This window comes from Niveispirillum sp. (genome assembly GCF_017996735.1).
Classification (GTDB): Bacteria; Pseudomonadota; Alphaproteobacteria; order Azospirillales; family Azospirillaceae; genus Niveispirillum.
Genome location: NZ_JAGOGJ010000044.1, coordinates 1 through 18,496 on the forward strand (window position 1 = coordinate 1; position 18,496 = coordinate 18,496).

At 64.0% G+C, this 18,496-nt stretch carries 22 protein-coding genes; 12 read left to right on the forward strand and 10 right to left on the reverse strand.

Annotation, left to right across the window (positions count from 1 at the left end; all coding sequences use genetic code 11):
• Positions 1-120: 120 nt before the first annotated feature.
• From KBA48_RS15155 to KBA48_RS15180, 6 genes are all read right to left on the reverse strand, one after another.
• Entirely contained in the window at positions 121-432 is a 312-nt protein-coding gene (locus KBA48_RS15155; RefSeq protein WP_292907789.1) for an integration host factor subunit alpha, read from the reverse strand.
• Positions 433-549: 117 nt separating this feature from the next.
• Complete coding sequence (locus KBA48_RS15160) at positions 550-1,524, reverse strand: beta-ketoacyl-ACP synthase III (RefSeq protein ID WP_292907791.1); 975 nt, start codon at positions 1,522-1,524, stop codon at positions 550-552.
• The gene (gene plsX, locus KBA48_RS15165; protein ID WP_292907793.1) at positions 1,524-2,609 is read right to left on the reverse strand and encodes a phosphate acyltransferase PlsX; all 1,086 of its coding nucleotides are present in this window, start codon (positions 2,607-2,609) and stop codon (positions 1,524-1,526) included. Before plsX ends, KBA48_RS15160 begins: the two co-directional genes overlap by 1 nt.
• A 49-nt stretch (positions 2,610-2,658) precedes the next feature.
• Entirely contained in the window at positions 2,659-2,847 is a 189-nt protein-coding gene (rpmF, locus tag KBA48_RS15170; RefSeq protein ID WP_292907795.1) for a 50S ribosomal protein L32, read from the reverse strand.
• Positions 2,848-2,945: 98 nt separating this feature from the next.
• The gene (locus tag KBA48_RS15175; protein WP_292907797.1) at positions 2,946-3,530 is read right to left on the reverse strand and encodes a DUF177 domain-containing protein; all 585 of its coding nucleotides are present in this window, start codon (positions 3,528-3,530) and stop codon (positions 2,946-2,948) included.
• A gap of 52 nt (positions 3,531-3,582) precedes the next feature.
• A complete protein-coding gene (locus KBA48_RS15180) occupies positions 3,583-4,149 on the reverse strand; it encodes a ubiquinol-cytochrome C chaperone family protein (RefSeq protein ID WP_292907798.1) in 567 nt (188 codons plus the stop codon).
• Positions 4,150-4,346: 197 nt separating this feature from the next.
• Here KBA48_RS15180 and KBA48_RS15185 point away from each other — a divergent pair, with 197 nt between their 5' ends.
• Positions 4,347-4,817, forward strand: a complete 471-nt coding sequence (locus tag KBA48_RS15185) for an outer membrane protein assembly factor BamE (RefSeq protein ID WP_292907800.1) — start codon at positions 4,347-4,349, stop codon at positions 4,815-4,817.
• 15 nt (positions 4,818-4,832) lie between these two features.
• On the opposite strand, the gene KBA48_RS15190 is transcribed toward KBA48_RS15185, so the two are convergent.
• Positions 4,833-5,399, reverse strand: coding sequence for a transglycosylase SLT domain-containing protein (locus tag KBA48_RS15190; RefSeq protein WP_292907802.1), 567 nt, complete (start codon positions 5,397-5,399; stop codon positions 4,833-4,835).
• Between the two features lie 191 nt (positions 5,400-5,590).
• Between KBA48_RS15190 and KBA48_RS15195 the strand changes: the two genes are divergently transcribed.
• From KBA48_RS15195 to KBA48_RS15205, 3 genes are all read left to right on the forward strand, one after another.
• The gene (locus tag KBA48_RS15195; RefSeq protein WP_292907804.1) at positions 5,591-6,175 is read left to right on the forward strand and encodes a TetR/AcrR family transcriptional regulator; all 585 of its coding nucleotides are present in this window, start codon (positions 5,591-5,593) and stop codon (positions 6,173-6,175) included.
• Between the two features lie 111 nt (positions 6,176-6,286).
• The gene (locus KBA48_RS15200) at positions 6,287-6,775 is read left to right on the forward strand and encodes a hypothetical protein (RefSeq protein ID WP_292907806.1); all 489 of its coding nucleotides are present in this window, start codon (positions 6,287-6,289) and stop codon (positions 6,773-6,775) included.
• A 77-nt stretch (positions 6,776-6,852) separates the two neighbouring features.
• Positions 6,853-8,751, forward strand: coding sequence for a potassium transporter Kup (locus tag KBA48_RS15205; protein WP_367273838.1), 1,899 nt, complete (start codon positions 6,853-6,855; stop codon positions 8,749-8,751).
• Between the two features lie 21 nt (positions 8,752-8,772).
• Here the strand turns inward: KBA48_RS15205 and lldD are convergent, their stop codons facing one another.
• The 3 genes from lldD to KBA48_RS15220 form a co-directional block, all read right to left on the reverse strand.
• Positions 8,773-9,915 carry an FMN-dependent L-lactate dehydrogenase LldD gene (gene lldD, locus KBA48_RS15210; protein WP_292907808.1) on the reverse strand — a complete coding sequence of 381 codons (1,143 nt, stop codon included), beginning with the start codon at positions 9,913-9,915 and terminating at the stop codon, positions 8,773-8,775.
• A 94-nt stretch (positions 9,916-10,009) separates the two neighbouring features.
• Positions 10,010-10,768 carry an SDR family oxidoreductase gene (locus KBA48_RS15215; RefSeq protein WP_292907810.1) on the reverse strand — a complete coding sequence of 253 codons (759 nt, stop codon included), beginning with the start codon at positions 10,766-10,768 and terminating at the stop codon, positions 10,010-10,012.
• Positions 10,768-11,124 (reverse strand): hypothetical protein, encoded by a 357-nt coding sequence (locus KBA48_RS15220; RefSeq protein WP_292907812.1) that lies wholly within the window; start codon positions 11,122-11,124, stop codon positions 10,768-10,770. The genes KBA48_RS15215 and KBA48_RS15220 overlap by 1 nt, the downstream gene beginning before the upstream one ends.
• A gap of 110 nt (positions 11,125-11,234) precedes the next feature.
• On the opposite strand from KBA48_RS15220, the gene KBA48_RS15225 reads away from it, so the two are divergent.
• The 8 genes from KBA48_RS15225 to KBA48_RS15260 all read left to right on the forward strand — a co-directional run bounded on the left by KBA48_RS15225 (position 11,235) and on the right by KBA48_RS15260 (position 18,352).
• Positions 11,235-11,993 carry an ABC transporter ATP-binding protein gene (locus tag KBA48_RS15225; RefSeq protein ID WP_292907814.1) on the forward strand — a complete coding sequence of 253 codons (759 nt, stop codon included), beginning with the start codon at positions 11,235-11,237 and terminating at the stop codon, positions 11,991-11,993.
• Positions 11,994-12,004: 11 nt separating this feature from the next.
• On the forward strand, positions 12,005-12,769 hold the full coding sequence (locus tag KBA48_RS15230; protein ID WP_292907816.1) for an ABC transporter permease: 765 nt from the start codon (positions 12,005-12,007) through the stop codon (positions 12,767-12,769).
• A gap of 140 nt (positions 12,770-12,909) precedes the next feature.
• Positions 12,910-13,707, forward strand: a complete 798-nt coding sequence (locus tag KBA48_RS15235; RefSeq protein ID WP_292907818.1) for a hypothetical protein — start codon at positions 12,910-12,912, stop codon at positions 13,705-13,707.
• A 109-nt stretch (positions 13,708-13,816) separates the two neighbouring features.
• Positions 13,817-14,956: an MlaE family lipid ABC transporter permease subunit gene (locus KBA48_RS15240; protein ID WP_292907820.1), complete on the forward strand. Its 1,140-nt coding sequence runs from the start codon at positions 13,817-13,819 to the stop codon at positions 14,954-14,956.
• Position 14,957: 1 nt separating this feature from the next.
• Positions 14,958-15,725, forward strand: a complete 768-nt coding sequence (locus KBA48_RS15245; protein ID WP_292907822.1) for an ABC transporter ATP-binding protein — start codon at positions 14,958-14,960, stop codon at positions 15,723-15,725.
• A 3-nt stretch (positions 15,726-15,728) separates the two neighbouring features.
• Positions 15,729-16,667, forward strand: a complete 939-nt coding sequence (locus KBA48_RS15250; RefSeq protein WP_292907824.1) for an MlaD family protein — start codon at positions 15,729-15,731, stop codon at positions 16,665-16,667.
• Positions 16,664-17,356, forward strand: coding sequence for an ABC-type transport auxiliary lipoprotein family protein (locus KBA48_RS15255; RefSeq protein ID WP_292907826.1), 693 nt, complete (start codon positions 16,664-16,666; stop codon positions 17,354-17,356). Before KBA48_RS15250 ends, KBA48_RS15255 begins: the two co-directional genes overlap by 4 nt.
• A gap of 15 nt (positions 17,357-17,371) precedes the next feature.
• Positions 17,372-18,352 (forward strand): TAXI family TRAP transporter solute-binding subunit, encoded by a 981-nt coding sequence (locus KBA48_RS15260; RefSeq protein WP_292907828.1) that lies wholly within the window; start codon positions 17,372-17,374, stop codon positions 18,350-18,352.
• The last annotated feature ends 144 nt before the right edge of the window (positions 18,353-18,496 follow it).

Below are 18,496 nucleotides of genomic sequence, written 5' to 3' on the forward strand. Positions count from 1 at the left end.
CGTGCTGTGGCACCTCCAGATCGCCGGAAACCTCGCTGATGGTGCGGAAGGCGGAGGCTGACTTGGACGCCCCTGCCTTGGCCCGCGCCCCATCGCTGGTTTCCTCGATCATCGACGGGTTCAGCCTTTCGCGGCGTCTTCAAACCGCTCGTTGATGCGGCTTTTCAGGACGTGGGAAGCGCGAAAGACCAAGACCTTGCGCGGCAGGATGGGCACTTCCTCCCCCGTCTTGGGGTTACGGCCGATGCGCTCCCCCTTGGATCGGACGGCGAAGCTGCCGAAGGAGGAAATCTTGACCATGTCGCCATTGGCCAGGGCGTCGGCAATCTCATCCAGCACGCTTTCCACCAGATCGGCGGATTCGTTCCGGGAGAGGCCAACTTCCTGGTACACGGCTTCGCTCAACTGCGCGCGGGTGACAGTCTCAGTCATGTTCATCCTCCCCCGGTTATATTGGGAAGACGGTACTTTGACCGGAGAAATCCGTCAATTCAGATGGTTGGCAGGATTTGCTGATCCCATGCGGCAGAAATGCCGGGGGAGGGGGGCTCAGAACCGCACCAGGGCGCCGCCCCAGGTGAAGCCGCCGCCCATGGCCTCCAGCAACAGCAGATCGCCGCGCTTGATACGGCCGTCATTCACGGCCTCGGCCAGGGCCAGCGGGATGCTGGCGGCCGATGTATTGCCGTGGTGATCGACGGTCACAACCACGCGGTCCGCCGACAGCTTCAGCTTGCGTCCGGTGCCTTCGATGATGCGGCGATTGGCCTGATGCGGGACCAGCCAGTCGATGGCATCGGCGGCAAGGCCGTTGGCGGCCAGTGCTTCCTTCACCACATCGGCCAGATTGACGACCGCGTGTTTGAACACTTCCTGCCCGCGCATGCGGACATGGCCTACTGTCTGCGTGCTGGAAGGGCCGCCATCGACATAGAGCAGGTCGTGATGGTTGCCGTCGGAGTGCAGATGTGTGGATAGGATGCCCTGATCATCGGATGTCCCGGCGCCATCCGTGGCGCGCAGCACCACGGCACCGGCCCCGTCACCGAACAGCACGCAGGTCGTGCGGTCGTTCCAGTCCAGGATGCGGGAGAAGGTTTCGGCGCCGATCACCAGAACCGTCTTCGCCTGACCAGCCTTGATGAAATTATCGGCCACCGACAGCGCATAGACAAAGCCGGAGCAGACGGCCTGCACATCGAAGGCGGCCCCCCGTGTCATGCCCAGGCGGGCCTGCACCTTCACGGCGGTGGCGGGAAAGGTGTTGTCGGGGGTGGCGGTGGCCAGGACAATCAGGTCCAGTTCATCCGCCGTCACCCCGGCATGGGCCAGGGCAGAAATCGCCGCGTTATAGGCCAGATCGGAGGTCAGTTCACCGTCGGCCGCGATGTGGCGCGACTTGATGCCCGTGCGTTCCGTGATCCATTCGTCTGAGGTGTCAACGAACTGCGCCAGATCGGCATTCGTCATCACCTTTGCGGGCAAATAGGACCCGCAGCCCAGGATCACAGACCGGATGGCCATTACTGTACCGCCGTTTCGCTGCCCGTTGCGCTCTCATCCTTGGCCTTGTCGGCGGCGGCGGCCAGGGCCGCCTGCAACACCGCCAACTGGTCGCGGATCTTGTCGTTGAAGCCATGGCTGGCCATGTTGAAGGCCGTCGCAATGGCGTTGGAAAAGCCGACGGCATCGGTGCCGCCATGGCTTTTCACACAGATGCCGCGCAAGCCCAGGAACATGCCGGCATTGTACCGGCGCGGGTCCATGCGCTGACGCAGCTTGTTGAAGGCACCGGACGCCAGGACATAGCCCAGCTTGGCCAGAAGCGACGATCCGAACGTCCGTTTCAGAAATTCGGCATAGAGCTTCGCGGTGCCTTCCGCCGTCTTCAGGGCGACATTGCCCGTGAAGCCGTCGGTGACCACCACATCCACCGTGCCCAATCCCAGATCATTGCCTTCGATGAAGCCATGGAAATAGGGGGCAAGCGGGGTTGCCCGCAGGGCGGCGGCCGCCTCGCGGATCTGCTCATGCCCCTTCTGTTCCTCCGACCCGACATTCAGCAGGCCGATGGTCGGGTTCAGCAGGCCCAGGACGGTCCGGCTGAACACAGTGCCCATCACGGCGAACTGCACCAGATTGTCGGCGTCGCATTCCAGGTTGGCACCCAGGTCCAGCATCACCAGCTCCCCACGTTGCGTGGGCAGGATGGAGGCGATGGCTGGCCGGTCGATGCCCGGCAGGGTTTTCAGCACGAATTTGGCGATGGCCATCAACGCGCCGGTATTCCCGGCCGAAACCACGCAGGCGGCGTCACCGGCCGCGACCGCGTCGATGGCCAGCCGCATGCTGGAGTTGCGCCCAGCGCGAAGCGCCACCGACGGCTTGGCGTCCATCGCCACGAAATCAGGCGTGTGCCTGACTGTGGAGATGGGCTTCAAGGCCGGATGGCGCTCAAGCAGGGCGTTGATGCGTGCTTCGTCGCCGACGAACAGGAAGTCGGCATTCGGGCAACGCTCCCTGGCAAGGTCGGCGCCAGCGACGACCATGTCAGGTGCATGGTCGCCACCCATGGCGTCCAAGGCGATGCGCAGGCGCGTTGTCGTCACTTCCGTTCGACGTCCCTAAACCGCGAAACCTGGACCCGTACCGGCGCGATCAGGCGGCAACCGGGGCGGTCACGGTCACTTCGCGGCTGTCATAATGGCCGCAGGAGCCGCAGACATGGTGGGGGCGCTTCAGCTCACCGCACTTGCCGCATTCGTTGTAGGCGGCGGCGGTCAGCCCGTCGTGCGAACGACGCATGTTGCGCTTCGACTTGGAGGTCTTCTTCTTAGGAACGGCCATGATCGTAACTCACAATGTTTTAAGGCGACCGCAAGGGCCGCCCGGACAGAGGCGCTTGAATACTGGATATGGTTTGCCAGGGCAAGTACGAAACCCGGTCAAGAGGGTTTCTTTAAGCGGGACAGGGCCGCAAAAGGGTTCTGGCGGGGTGGTTCGGGGGGCATATCCTCGGTCAGGGACAGCGTATCCGGCCCCACATCCTCCAGAATCGGGGTGAATTCCACCCCATCCTTGCGCGGATACGGGTCCAGCGCCAGTGACAGATTTTGGGCAACCAGTTCACCGATGTCGATACGTCCACCCGGCATAGGCTCGGGGAAGTCCTCGTCCCCGCCCAGGAACTGGAAATGGTCGCTTTCCCCATCCTCCTCCTCCTTGGGAATCAGGTGATCGGGCGCATAGAGGGCGGAGAACTCCTCCTTCACATGGGCGGGCACCGGTTCCAGCGTGACCACGCACCGCTGAACCACATCGGCTTCCAGTTCGCCGGTAACCTTGATGAAGTCCGCGCGCACGCGGCGCAGGCGCATCTTTGCGGTCAACCCGGCGATAGAGATCAGGTCGAATCGTTCGGCCAGGGCGGCGCATTCGGAATCGGTCGCCTTTACGACCTCATGCCCGCCGCCCGTGGTCACCCTGTCGGCGATGACGATGCGGGACAGTTCGGGGGTGGGGGCGGACATCGGGGAACCTCAGCGTTGGTGCGATACATTATATGGTAGGAGATGGGGCCAGTCATACCGGCAGGAATTCAACCTGTCCCGCAAGCAGCCGGTCGATGGGAAAGGCTTCCAGATGGGCCAGTTGCCGGCGGACATAGCGGGCCAGGGCCGTCACATGCGCGGCGTCCGGCAGGGTGGAGCCATAGAGATTGCGGTCCAGGGCCGATTCCAGCACGGACGGGTCGTCCTTGGCGGCGATGCCTGCGTCATAGGCGCCCACGCGGCCATAATAATGGCTGGCCAGGTCCTTGACCTTGTCCCCCACCTTCATGTCGCCCGCCCCCATTTCACGCAGGTTGAAATCCAGGTCGGCGAACATGAAATCGAACAGGCCCTGATTAAAATCGGCCACCGGCTTGCCACCCATGGCCAGCCGCCGCATCACCATCCAGGCATGCAGCGACACGGTTTCGAACCGTCCCTCCAGCGTGTCGGGCACGCCCAGATCGGCAAAAAACACGGGCAACCGGGACTGGGCCACAATGGCGCCATAGAGGGCGGCAATGGTGCGTTCACGCCGGGGGCGCTGGAACAGGCGGCTGAACAAAGCCTTCTCCCTCTCTCTGCTGGCTGCGGACATTGACATTGCGCCAAGGCCGGTGCCAATGTCACCGGCCAGATAGGGGGCGGCAGCCCTGCCGTCAAGCCTGTGCGCATGCCCGTAACGGGGTAACGCGGGCAATGTCGGCAAATCGCCGCTGGTGCAAGGGGGCCTGCCCCGTGCATTGTCCGGCACCATGCCGTTGGTCACACCAAGGTTCGAGAGACGTCACGTTGATGCGCAAGACCCATGCAACCGCCCTGCTGACCTTCGGCCTTATGGGGCTTGGTCTGACCGGATGCAGCCCCATCGTCGCCCAGCGCGGCAATCTGGTGGAAGATACGCGTCTGGCCCAGATCCAGGCCGGCCAGACCACGCGGGAGCAGGTCCAGTATGTGCTGGGCACGCCAAGCTCCACCGGCGTCATTGATGGTTCCACCTGGTATTATATCGGCCGCCGGACCGAGAAGACGGCCTTCCTTGACCCGGAAGTGGTGGCCGAACGCATCATCCGCGTCCGCTTCGATGACGGCGGGACGGTGCAGGAGATCAAGGAACTCGACGGTATGGCCGAGGCGACCTATGTCGAGCCGGTGGCCCGTGTGACCCCGACCGTCGGCCATGATCTGAACTTCTTCGAGCAGTTGCTGGGCAACCTGTCCAAGCCGACGCGCAAGAAGAAGGACGACAAGAAAAAGAAGCGTTGAGGGCACGGGCGGCGTTTATGCCGCCCGCAACCGCTGCCGCAGCGCCAGCACACGCTCGCCATAGTCGCGGGCGCGTGGCACATCCATCCAGGTATGGTAGCGGCCGACGGCCAGCGCCGGATCGTCCGGCAGGCTGTCCAGTGCCTCGCGCAGGATGCCGGCTCCGACGCGCAAATTGATTTCCGCATGCAGCAGGTGGCTGATATCGGGCACGCGGTGCCCGTGCCAGCGCACATTCACCTGCATCCAGCCCAGATCAGCATCCTTCACCTCTTCCGCAGGCAGCCGGTGGATCAGGTTTACGGCCGCGGTGAAATCCTCCGGGAAGTGGGATTCGCGTGCCGTGCGCACGGCATAAGGCCAGGGACCCGTGCGCCCCTTACGGTCCTGCCGGCTTTCCACATAGGACACGGCATAGAGCAAATAGGGGTCCAGCCCGGCCAACTGGCCCGTTTCCTCCCAGATCGTGCCGGACAGCGTGAAAGCCCGCGCTGGCAACGCGCAGGCCAGCCCTAACCCGGCAACCGCCGTCGCCAGCAAGGCGCGACGAGAAAAGCGGTGATGATCAGGTGAAAAGTTCATGGACTCTCTTATAGCCTCCGGGTGGCGGGGCGTCCAGCCGGCCGGGAACGGCACCGGGCGAGCCGGATTGTCCACCATCGCCATAAATTATCCCCGGTGATGAAGCGGGCACAACCAACCATGGTGCGCGCAAAGGTGCCACGTCCGGTCTCCGCTTGATCTGGGTGTCTGTCGGACGCAAGTTATTGGTCATGGCTAATCTCTCAACCACTTATGATGATATCCTTCGCTGCGCGCGGTCCCTGATCGTCGCGGGCGGCTATAACGGGTTCAGCTATGCCGACATCGCAAAGGTGGTCGGCATCCGCAATGCGAGCATTCACCACCATTTCCCCGCAAAGGCCGATCTGGTTCACACGCTGGTCACGCGATACAGGGAGGAGGTTGCGGTCGGGCTGGCCGAACTGACGCTTCATGTCCCGGACCCTGCCGGACAGATCCAGGCCTATATGAGCTACTGGCAGGACTGCATCACCACCGGTTCTGCGCCCATCTGTGTCTGTGCGTTGCTTTCCAGTCAGATGCAGATGCTGCCGACGGAAGTGGCGGCAGAGGTGCGGGCGCATTTTCAAACGTTGTCAGACTGGTTGACCGGCGTCCTGTCCCGGGGGGCTGAGCAAGGCACTGTTGTTCTGACCGACTCCGCAGAGGCGGAAGCCGCGTTGCTGCTGGCCACAATCCACGGCGCTATGCTCTCTGCCCGTGCCCATGGCGACGCCGGCATCTTCGGTGTGATTGCCCGCCCGGCACTGCGGCGCCTTTTTATCCAGCATTAATGCCATTTCGGTTTCTTTGCGGACGATCGCTGTGCGCATGCTCACAGACTACATACTAGTAGGTAGGCAGATTCGAGATATTCCAACCCCTACCCACGAAGGGACCTCGTCATGTTCGGCATTTCACCGCCGGGTTGGCTGCATACGCTGGGCAGCCTTCCCGCCATTCCCGCCGCTCTCTACATGTTGGGGCGTCACGGGCGGATCGTTCCCCGATCGCGATCGGGCCTTATCTATTTTGTCTCGATGCTGACCGGCGCGGCCACGATCCCGCTGGTGGCACATCAGCCGGCAAGTTACGGCATCGGCGTTGCCACGATTGTGTTTCTGCTGGCCGGTTACGGCATCGGACTGCTGCCCAGCCTTCAGAAGACAGGGAAATATATCGAGACGATATTTCTTAGCCTCACGGTGTTCCTGTTGATGGTGCCGACCGTGTCTGAAACCCTGCGACGGGTCCCGGATGGCCATCCGTTGGTCACCGCTATGGACGCGCCATTGCTGTTGGGGGCGCAGGCCAGCTTGCTGTTGATTTTTATCGTCGGCGTGACGGTCCAGATCCTCCGGCTGCGTCGCGGCAATGGGATTCCGGCAAACTGACAAGTGTCGCCCCTTCCTTGCGCATGGCACGCGAAACGGGTAGCGTTCGCGCTGCAACATGGGGATAGGGGACGACCTTGGGACAATCGGCCAATGCGGCGCATGACGCCCCGCGTTCGTCTTTTGGTATGCTGTTCCTGTCCGCAATCGGGGTGGTGTTCGGTGATATCGGCACCAGCCCGCTTTATGCGATGAAGGAAGCATTCGCCGGCCCCCATCCGCTGCCGGTGGACCGGATGCATGTGCTGGGCGTCCTGTCGCTGATCTTCTGGACCGTCCTGCTGGTCGTGTCGGTCAAATATGTCGCCATCATCATGCGTGCCGACAATGAAGGGGAGGGCAGTTCCTTTGCCCTGCTGGCCCTGTTACAGAAGGCGCTCGCCGGCAATCCCGGTATGACGACCCTGGCCGGGACGCTGGGTGTGTTCGCCGCCGCCCTGTTCTATGGCGACAGCGCCATCACGCCCGCCATCTCCGTCCTGTCGGCGGTGGAGGGGCTACAGGTGGCGGCGCCCAACCTGGCCCCCTGGACCGTGCCCATCGCCATTGTCATCCTGGTGGCCCTGTTCGCGATCCAGTCAAAGGGATCGGCTGCCCTGGGCGGCGCCTTCGGCACCATCATGGTGATCTGGTTCATTGTTCTGGCCGTCCTGGGCGTCAGCAATATCGGCAAGTCGCCGGGCGTGCTGGCGGCGCTGTCCCCGCATTATGCCGTGGCATTCCTGGCGCATGATGGCTGGATCGGGTTTCTGGCGCTGGGGTCTGTGGTTCTGTCGGTGACGGGTGCGGAGGCGCTTTATGCCGATATGGGCCATTTCGGGCGGGGGCCGATCCGGCTGGCCTGGTACATGCTGGTCTGGCCGGCGCTGATCCTGAATTATTTCGGGCAAGGCGCGCTGCTGCTGTCCAACCCGGCGGCGGCGGAAAATCCGTTCTTTTTCCTGGGCCCGGCCTGGGCGGCCATGCCGCTGGTGGTGCTGGCGACGCTGGCCACCATCATCGCCAGCCAGGCGGTGATCTCCGGCGCCTTCTCCGTCACCCGGCAGGCGATCCAGCTTGGCTATCTGCCGCGCATGAACATCGTCCACACCTCCGAAAAGGAGATGGGGCAGATCTACATGCCCTTCATCAACTGGTCGCTGATGATTGCGGTGGTGGCGCTGGTCCTGGGCTTCGGCAGTTCGACCAACCTGGCCTCGGCCTATGGTGTGGCCGTGACCGGGACCATGATGATCACCACCACCCTGGTGGCACTGCTGGCCTTCAACCATTGGGGCTGGAACGGCAAGTTCGCGGTCGGGTTTTTTGTGCTGCTGCTGGCCGTCGATGCCGCCTATTTCCTGGCAACGGCGACCAAGATCACGCATGGCGGCTGGTTCCCGCTGGCCGCCGGTCTGCTGGCCTTTACCCTGATGACCACCTGGAAGATGGGGCGCAAGCTGCTGCATGCCAAGCTGCGGGACAGCGCCGTGCCGCTGCAGGAATTCCTGAGTACCGTTTCGTCGCGCATCACGCGGGTGCCCGGCACGTCCATCTTCCTGACGTCGGACCCGGACGGCGTGCCGCTGGCCATGCTGCACAATCTGAAGCACAACCATGTCCTGCATGACCGGGTCGTGGTGATGACGGTCAAGGTGACGGAGCGCCCGCGCGTGCCCATTGGCGAACGGATCGTGTCGGAGAAGCTGCGTGACGACGTGTTCCGCGTCACCATGTATTGCGGTTTCATGGACGACCCGGACGTGCCCAAGGCGCTGGCCAATGCCAAGCGCACCGACCTCGGCTTTGATTACGAACCGCTGCGCATCTCCTATTTCCTGACGCGGGAGACGGTGGTGCCGTCGCCGGAGCCGGGCATGGCGCCGTGGCGGGAGGAATTGTTCGCCTTCATGATGCGCAGCGCCACCACGACGGCCGACTTCTTCCATCTGCCGCTGAACCGCGTCGTGGAACTGGGCGGCCACGTCGAGATCTGACGGGACCGCCGTCCAGTCCGGTCAGACCCCGGTTTCCGCCAGGATCGACCGGTCGATCTCCTTGATCTCCCGCACGCCGGTCAGGGCCATGGCGACGCGCATTTCCTTGGCCATCAGGTCCAGAAGCTGCGCCACCCCGGCCTCCCCTCGGGCGGCCAGGGCATAGAGCCAGGCGCGACCCAGCAGCACGCCCTGCGCCCCCAGGGCCAGCATGCGCACCACGTCCAGCCCGGAGCGCACGCCGCCGTCGGCCAGCACTGTCAGGCGGTCGCCCACCGCGTCGGCAATGGCCGGCAGGGCACGGGCCGACGACAGCACACCGTCAAGCTGCCGACCGCCATGGTTGGAAACGACGATGCCGTCGGCACCGATGGCGGCGGCTTCGCGGGCGTCATCAGGGTCCAGGATGCCCTTGATGATCAGCGGACCGTCCCAGCTCTGCCTGATCCAGTCCAGATCGGCCCAGCAGATCGACGGATCGAAATTGGCGCCCAGCCAGCCCATATAGTCGTTCAGGCCACTTTTGGCGCCCAGCACCGGGGCCAGATTGCCCAGCGTGTGGGGCCGTCCGTTTATGCCGACATCCCAGGCCCAGCCCGGCTTGAACATGGCCTGCAGCACGCGACGCAAGGGGGCGTTGGGGCCGGACATGCCGGAACGGGCGTCGCGGTACCGGGCGCCGGGCACCGGCATGTCGACGGTGAAGACCAGGGCCTTGGCCCCCTGCTCCCTGGCGGTGGCCAGCAGGTCGCGCATGAAGGCGCGGTCCCGGATGACGTAGAGCTGAAACCAGAGCGGCCCGTCAGTGTTTGCCGCCACCTCCGCCAGGGGGCAGAGCGACACGGTAGACAGGCAGAAGGGCAAGCCGGCCTTGTTGGCGGCCCGCGCCGCCTGCACCTCGCCCCGCCGGCGATACATGCCGGAGATACCCACCGGCCCCAGGGCCACGGGCATGCCCAGTTCCTGCCCGAACAGGCTGGTCTTCAGCGAGATGCCGTCCACATTGCGCAATACCCGCTGGCGCAGCGCGATGCCCGACAGGTCATCGACATTGCGGCGCAGCGTCTCCTCCGCATAGGCGCCACCGTCAGCGTAATCGAACAGGAAGCGCGGCAGGCGGCGACGGGCGGCCTCCCGGAAATCGGTGGTGGCGGAAATGATCATGGGTGGCAACGCTCCGGCAGTGCCGGCGAGGTTACCGGCCGTAGTTCACAGTATGGAACAGCGTTTTACATGTTAGTGTCTGATGCGCCTTGCATCAATAGAAGCTGATATCCTTCTCCAGCCCCGCGAAGCGCAGTCCGGCATCGACATACAAGGTCTGACCCGTGGTGACGGCGCTTTGCAGCAGGTAGAGGCAGGCCCTGGCAATATCATCCGCATCCGGCCCGACATGAAGTGGGTTTTGTGCGTGCAGCCGCTCGAACTCCGCCTGTTCCTGTCCGGGGGCGGGGAGGACGTAGCCGGGGGCGATGGCATTGACGCGCAGGCGCGGCGCGCCCGACCGGGCCAGGACCTCCCCCAACCCCATCAGGGCGTATTTGGACAGGGTGTAGCTGAGATGGTCGCCATGCGGGCTGGCCAGTTTCTGGTCCAGGATATTGACGATGCTGCCCGTGACACCATCGGGCAGTTGCGCCAGCAGCGCCTGTGAAAGCAGGGCCGGGGCCACGGTATTGGGCAGGAAATGCGCCAGCATGCGGTCGGCGGTCAGCGTAGATATGTCGTCCCAATCAAAGATCGAGGCGCTGTTGACCAGGGCGGTCAGCGGTCGGCCCAACGCCATTGCCGCCGTCGGCACCACGTCCGGCACCTGGGCGGGATCGGCCAGGTCGGCGGCAATGGCGGCGGCTTTCACCCCCTTGCTGTGCAGGGCGTTCAGCATGTCCGCCACGTCCTGCCCGTCGGTGCGGTAATGGAGGGCGACATCCATGCCGGCCGTGGCGCAGGCCAGCGCCATGGCGGCCCCCAGTCGACGGGCCCCACCGGTGACCAGGACGGCATGGGGGAGGGACATTAATCGCGCTCCAGTTCAATCTGACAGGTGAAGGCGGGGTCGGACGGGCTGTGGATGCCGATCCGTTGCGACAGGATACGCTGGTCGAAATCGAAGATGAACCGGCCCAGCAGTCTGGCAAGCCCCTCGGCATCGGCGAACGGGCCACCATCGCGGAACGGTCCCAGAATGTGGCGCACGATCTTGGAATAATCGACGGTCAGGTTGATATCGTCGGGATCGCCCGTGAAGGGGCCGGTGATGCTGGTGCCCAGCCGCAGGTTGACACGGATATCAAGGTCTGTTGTCCGTCCCGAGACGGGCAGCGCCACCGCCACCTCGCGCACCAGGATCTGGAAATGGGGGGAGGGGATCATGGGTCTCTCGTCCGCCGGCTCGACAAAGGCGCTTGCCGGGCTAATATCAGGCCCCAACGGGAAGGGAAACAGCGGATGCATCGGGCGCGGCAATATAGCGGGATGCGGGCGTGAGCGGCGATCTTCTGCGCCTGCGCGGCCTGTCCCTGACCTATGCCAGCGGCACCAGGGCGCTGGACACTGTCGATCTGGGTGTCCTGGAGGGGGAGTTCCTGTCGCTGCTGGGCCCCAGCGGCTGCGGCAAAAGCACCATCCTGCGGCTGGTGGCCGGCCTGCTGGAACCGACCGGCGGCACGGTGGAGCGGGCGCGTCCGGCCATGCGCGGCGATACGGGGTTCGTGTTCCAGGAACCGACCCTGATGCCGTGGGCCCGGATCATCGACAATGTACGGCTGCCGCTGGATCTGGCCGGCGTGCCGCGGGCAGAGGCGCAGGACAGGGCGGAAGATGGCCTGTCGCGCGTCGGTCTGGGCGATTTCCTGCGGGCCTTTCCGGCGGAACTGTCAGGCGGCATGAAGATGCGGGCAGCGCTGGCGCGTGCCCTGGTTACCGGCCCGCGCCTGCTGCTGCTGGATGAACCTTTCGCGGCGCTGGACGAGATCACGCGCCTGAAGCTGAATGACGATCTGCTGGCCCTGTGGGAGCGGGAGCGGTTCACGGCGATCTTTGTCACCCATTCCGTTTTTGAGAGCGTCTATCTGTCCGGGCGCATCGCCATCATGGGGCCGCGTCCGGGCCGGGTGGTCGATGAGGTGGTGCTGGACCTGCCCTGGCCGCGCGACCTGTCGGTGCGTACCGGTGCCGCCTATGGTGCGCTATGCCGCGACGTGTCGGACCGGCTGCACCGGGCCATGGGGGTGATGCCATGAACGGGATGTGGATGCGCCGTTTGCTGCCGCCGCTGGTCGGGCTTGTGTTCCTGCTGGGCTGGGAAGGGGCGGTGAGAGCGTGGGAGGTGCCGGTCTTTGTCCTGCCGCCGCCCAGCGCCGTGGCGCTGGCCCTGTGGAATGATTCCGGCCTGTTGCTGCAATCCAGTTGGATCACCCTGATCGTCACGGTCCAGGCGTTTCTGCTGGCGCTGGTCAGCGGGGTCGGGCTGGCGGTTCTGTTCAAACAGTCGCGCGCGCTGGAGGCCGCCCTTTATCCCTATGCCGTCATCCTGCAGGTCACACCCATCGTGGCCATCGCCCCCCTGGTGGTGATCTGGGTGGGGTATGAGCGGGTGAACCTGTCCTTGCTGATCCTGGCCTGGATCGTGGCCTTTTTTCCGGTCCTGTCGAACAGTTCCGTGGGGCTGGCCGCCGTGGACCCGAACCTGCGCGATCTGTTCCGGCTGTATGGGGCCAGCCGCAGGCAGATGTTGTGGCGGCTGCAATTGCCCTCCGCCCTGCCCTATATCCTGGCCGGTGCCCGCATCTCCGGTGGGCTGGCCCTGATCGGGGCCGTGGTGGCGGAATTCGTGGCCGGATCGGGTACGGCCACGGGCTTGGCCTGGCGCGTGATCGAGGCGGGGAACCGCCTGAACATGCCCCGGCTGTTCGCGGCGCTGACGCTGCTGTCCGTGCTGGGCATCCTGATCTTCGCCATCCTCACCTGGGTGCAGCGGCGGATGCTTCGCCACTGGCATCCCGGCGCGACAGGGTAGGGGTGGTTCCCCTGAAATAGGTAAGGCCAGCCGGGTAACGCCAATGCGCCCCGCGCCCATTTCCCCCGTCAGGCGTTAACGCCACATGCTGCTGACTGGTCCCCCCAGCCGGCGGCACAACAAAATGACGGAGACTGGAAATGACCACCTACAGCCAATTCAACCGCATCACCGGCACCGGAGCGGCCGACACGCTGACCGGCGGTGTCGCCTTCGATCTGCTGACCGGCGGTGCCGGCAATGATGTGCTGGATGGCGGCGGCGGCCTGAATGCGGCCGTGTTCAGCGGTACCGCCAGCCAGTACGACATTGATGTCGACGATGGTGTCGCCATCATCCGTGGCCCCGACGGGACCGACACCCTGCGCAATGTGCAGTTCGCCATCTTCGGCGACGGGGTGAAGCCCCTGTTCGAGGCGACGAAGCTGCGTGATGGTTTCGATGAGGATTTCTATCTTCAGAGCAATCCCGACGTCTATGCGGCCGTCATGGCGGGCACCTATGAGGACGGAAAGGACCATTTCGAGAAATACGGCCAGTTCGAGAATCGCATCCATCAGGCCACCAACGGATTCGATGCCGCCTATTACGCCGAAGTCTATGGTGACGTGGCGGCGGCCGGTATTCCCGCCATCACCCATTATGCGAACAATGGCAAGGCAGAGGGGCGCAGCACGCATCTCTATTTCGATGCCAATTATTACCTGGAGGCCAACCCCGATGTGGCGCTGGCCAAGGTCGATGCCTGGACACATTTCGAGAATTACGGCTGGCGTGAAGGCCGCGATCCGTCGCCCTTTTTCGACGTTTCAGCCTATCTGACCGCCAATCCGGACGTGGCGGCGGCGGGTATCAATCCGCTCTATCACTATTTGAACTGGGGGCATGATGAAGGCCGTCAGGCCTATATCGATGCGGCCTATCTTAATATTGCCTGACCCATCCTTTGGCGACAGTCCGCGTGCGGGCTGTTGACCGTCCATGACGGTTAATGTCAATTGACATGGTGCGTCGCCCTTTCGATGCGGCGCACCATGGGCCAGGAACGTGCAGACCGGAACCATCACATCCGCGTGGGAAGAAAACCAGTTTGTCCTGGCAGCGGCCGGTCGCTGGGATATCGCGTCCGCCGAACGGCTGGGACCGCAGCTCCGCAACCGGGAGCCGGACCGCAAGGGCGCCCCCGTCTGTCTTGACCTGTCGGGCCTGACGGCCCTGGATACGGCCGGCGCGCTGTTGCTGGACCGGTTGATCCGCCGGCTGCGTGAACAGGGGCATGTCGTGGCCGTGGTCGGCGCGCGTCCCGACCTGTGCGAATTGCTGAAGGATGTGCAGCGGGCGGCGGCCGGGTCGGTTGCCCGCAATCCCGCCCCCGCCGAAAAGGGGCCCGCCTTTCCGCTGGCCGATCGGATCGGTCGCGCAACGGTCGGCATCTGGCATGATATCCTGTCCATGCTGAACTTCCTGGGGCTGGTCACGGTGACGGCGCTGCGCCTGCTGCGTGACCCGCGCCGCATCCGGCTGAAGCCGCTTTTTTTCCATCTGGAGCAGGTGGGGCTGAACTCCCTGCCCATCGTTGGCCTGCTCTCCTTCCTGATTGGCATCGTTCTGGCCTATCAAGGGGCGGATCAGCTCCGTCGTTTCGGTGCCGAAATCTATGTCGTGAACCTGCTGGGCATCGGTGTCCTGCGCGAGATCGGCATTCTGATGACCTCCATCATCGTTGCCGGCCGTTCCGGTTCCGCCTTCACCGCCCAGATCGGGACCATGAAGGTGAACCAGGAGGTGGACGCCATGCGCACGCTGGGCCTGGACCCGCTGGAAATGCTGGTGCTGCCGCGCATGCTGGCGCTGGTCATCGCCCTGCCGCTGGTTGGATTCTTTGCCAATATCGTGGCGCTGGCGGGCGGTGCCGTGATGGCCTATGTCTATCTCGACATCAATTTCGGGCAGTTTGCCCGGCAATTGCAGATCGCGGTCAGTGCCACGACCTTGTTCGTGGGGCTGGTGAAGGCACCGATCTTCGCCGCCGTCATCGCGCTGGTCGGCTGTTACGAAGGGTTGCGGGTCAGCGGCAGCGCCGAAAGCGTCGGCCTGCTGACCACCCGTTCCGTCGTTGTCTCCATCTTTCTGGTGATCGTTCTGGATGCCGCCTTCTCCATCCTCTTCTCCTATATCGGGATCTGACATGACGGCACCCGTCATTTCCGTCCGGGGGTTGAAGACACGCTTCGGCGCGCAGGTCGTGCATGACGGTGTCGATCTGGATGTCACCAAGGGAGAGGTCATCGGCCTGGTCGGCGGGTCGGGCACGGGCAAATCCGTGCTGCTGCGCGAGATTGTGGGGCTGATGGATCCGTCCGCCGGCACGATCCAGGTGCTGGGCAAGGACACGGCTAACCTGTCGGAACAGGAAAGGCTGGCCCTGCAGGCGCGCTGGGGCATGCTGTTCCAGGATGGGGCCTTGTTCAGTTCCCTGACGGTCCTGGAAAATATCAAGGTCCCGCTGAAGGAACATACAAACCTGCCGCCCGACCTGATCGACGAGATAGCGCGGGTGAAGGTGGCCATTGTCGGCCTGCCGCCCGATGCGGGCGACAAGTATCCGTCGCAATTGTCGGGCGGCATGCGCAAACGGGCCGGTCTGGCCCGCGCGCTGGCCATGGACCCGGAAATCCTGTTCCTGGACGAGCCGACGGCGGGGCTGGACCCGATCGGGGCGGCGGCCTTCGATGAACTGATCGGTTCCTTGCAGAAAAGCCTGGGCCTCACGGTTTTCATGGTGACCCATGACCTGGACAGTCTATATGCCATCTGTGACCGCATCGCTGTCCTGGTGGACAAGAAGCTGGTGATCGGTACGATTGACGAGTTGTTGCGCCAGGAGCATCCCTGGATCCGCGACTATTTTCATGGGCCCCGCGGCCGGGCCGCCAGTGCGGCGAAAGGGAGTTAGGGCATGGAAACACGGGCCAATTACACGGCTGTCGGTGCCTTCGTCCTGGCACTGGCCGCGGCGGCGTTTGTCTTTGTCATCTGGCTGGCCAAGGTCCAGTTCGACAAGGCGATCCAGCCCTATTACATCATGGTCACAGGTACCGTGACGGGGCTGGTGGAAGGCGGACCAGTGCGCTATCGCGGTGTCAATGTCGGCACCGTCAGCGATATCCGCATCAATCCCGAGAATGTCGAGGAAGTCCGGCTGACCATCGAGGTGCCAGAGGATACGCCCATCAAGACCGACGCCATCGCCTCGCTGGAGCCGGTGGGCGTGACGGGCGGCGTCTATGTCGAGATCGCGGGTGGCAGCAAGGATGCGCCGATGCTGCGTGATAAGGTGAAGGGCATTCCCGTCATCCCGTCAAAGGAAAGTTCCATCGCCGCCGTTCTGTCCAAGGCGCCTGAGGTGCTTGAGAATCTGATGAAGATCTCTGAACGCCTGACCCAGTTGCTGAATGACGACAACCAGAAATCCATCGGCACGCTACTGGCCAACCTGGCCCAGGCATCGGGCAATGCCAATGACACGATGCGCAATGCCAACCTGCTGATCGTTGATCTGCGGCAGCATGCCGATACGCTGAGCAAACAGGCGGAAGTCCTGATGACCACCGCCAACGATACCGTGGGCAAGGTGGGCCGCGACACGACCGTGATCACCGCTGAACTGGCCAAGACTAGCAAAGAGATCAATAAGTTGTCAGCTTCTCTTGCCGGTATGATTGAAGAGAACCGGGAGCCGATCCGCGATTTCACGGCCACCGGTCTTTACGATCTCTCGCAATTGCTGATCCATCTGCAGGACCTGACCAACAATCTCAGCCGCGTGTCGCGCCGGCTGGAGCGCGATCCGACCGACCTTCTGTTCGGCGGCAACAGCGGAGTGAAAGCGGAATGACCCTTCCCAAATCCCTGAACCGCCGCCATCTGCTGGCGCTCGGCTCCGCCCTGCCGCTGGCCGCCTGCTCGCCCGCCACGTTCCTGACCGGCGGCAAGGCGCAGAAGATTTTTGTTCTGACCCCGGCGCGGGAGTTCACGGCCGGTCTGGCCCGCGCGCCGTGGCAGTTGCTGGTGGAAACGCCGCTGGCCAATGCCGCCATCGATACGCCGCGCATCATGCTGGGGGAGAATTCCAACCGCATGACCTATTATTCCGGCGCCACCTGGGCTGACACGGCGCCGGACATGATGCAGAATCTGCTGGTTGAGAGCTTCGAAAACAGCCGGCGCATTGTGGCAGTCGGCGTTGAACGGTCGGGCCTGCGGGCCGATTTCATCCTGAAGGCCGACCTGCGCGACTTCCAGGCCAATTACAAGGGCCATGATTCGCGCGATACCGCGCCGGAGGCGGTGGTGCGCATCAATGCCAAGCTGGTGCGTCTGCCCCGCCGCAACATCGTGGCTGGCGACACGTTCGAAGCCACGGTGCGCGCCGCAAGCCCCGCGCTGGAGGATATCGTCCGCGCCTTCGATCAGGCGACGGGGGCCGTGCTGCGCCGGATTGTCGAATGGACGCTGCAGCAGGGCATGACCAATGTGGATGCCTATCCGCTGGCCTGGGCCGCAGAGCCGGCTTCTTTCCGTTGACCGGGGATTGAGCGCTTGACCCGTTTTCTATTTTCGTCCGCCCTTGCGGCACTGGCCCTGACGCTGCTGCCCTGCATTGTGCCTGCCATGGCCCAGCAGCCGCAGCCCAAATCCGTCGTCGTGGCCAGCGGGACCGTCACCGGCCTTTATTATCCTGTGGCCGGCGCCATCTGCCGGCAGATGAACCAGGAACGGCCGCGCCATGGGCTGCGTTGTCTGGTGGAGGCCACGGAAGGGCCGGTCCAGAATCTGAATGCGTTGCGGGCGGGTGAGGTCGATCTGGCATTGGTGCAGTCCGACTGGCAGGCGGCGGCCGTGCGGGGCGATGGCCGCTTTGCCGGTGCCGGCCCGTTCACCGATCTGCGTGCCGTTGCCACCCTGCATGCCGAAACCATCACCCTTTTGGTACGACCGGAGGCGGAGATCGATGAGTTGTCCAAGTTGAAGGGCAAGCGCGTCAATCTGGGGCCGCGCGGTTCCGCCCTGCGCAACCTGTCGGATCTGGTGATCGATGCGGCGGGTGTCCGCCTGCCGGACGATGCCGACATGGCGCCCGACGCGGCGCTGGCCGCCCTGTGTGCCGGACAGTTGGATGCGGCCTTCTTTGCCGTCGGTCATCCCAATGCCAGCATCATGCAGGCGACGGCCCAATGCGGGGCGGCGCCGCTGGCCGTGACCGGTGCCGGTATCGACAAGCTTCTGACGGGGCGCAAGGACCTGACGCGCGCCGCCATTCCGGCCAACCTCTATCCCGGTGTGCAGGAAGAGGTGGCGACCATCGGCGTGGCGGCCACCCTGGTCACCCGTGCCAATGTACCCGAGGCCATCATCGCGGAGGTGATGCGCGTGCTGCTGGAGGAACGGTCCGAACTGTCCGGCCAGCATCCGGTGTTCAATGGGGTGACGGTTGATGGCATGGCGGACCGGGGCCGCACGGCCCCCCTGCACCCTGCCGCCGCCGCAGCCTTTGCCGCCACGGGGCCGGCCAAACGCTGATCCAACGATTCGTTGCGTGATCGCCTACGGACAAGGGCCATGCTCCGTCCGGACCGGGTGCCGGGCGCAAAAGACCTATCCTTCCGGATGATGGTTTTAGCTCGCTCTGCGTGGCACGAGTGGTTTGTTTCGGTTTGTTCTTCT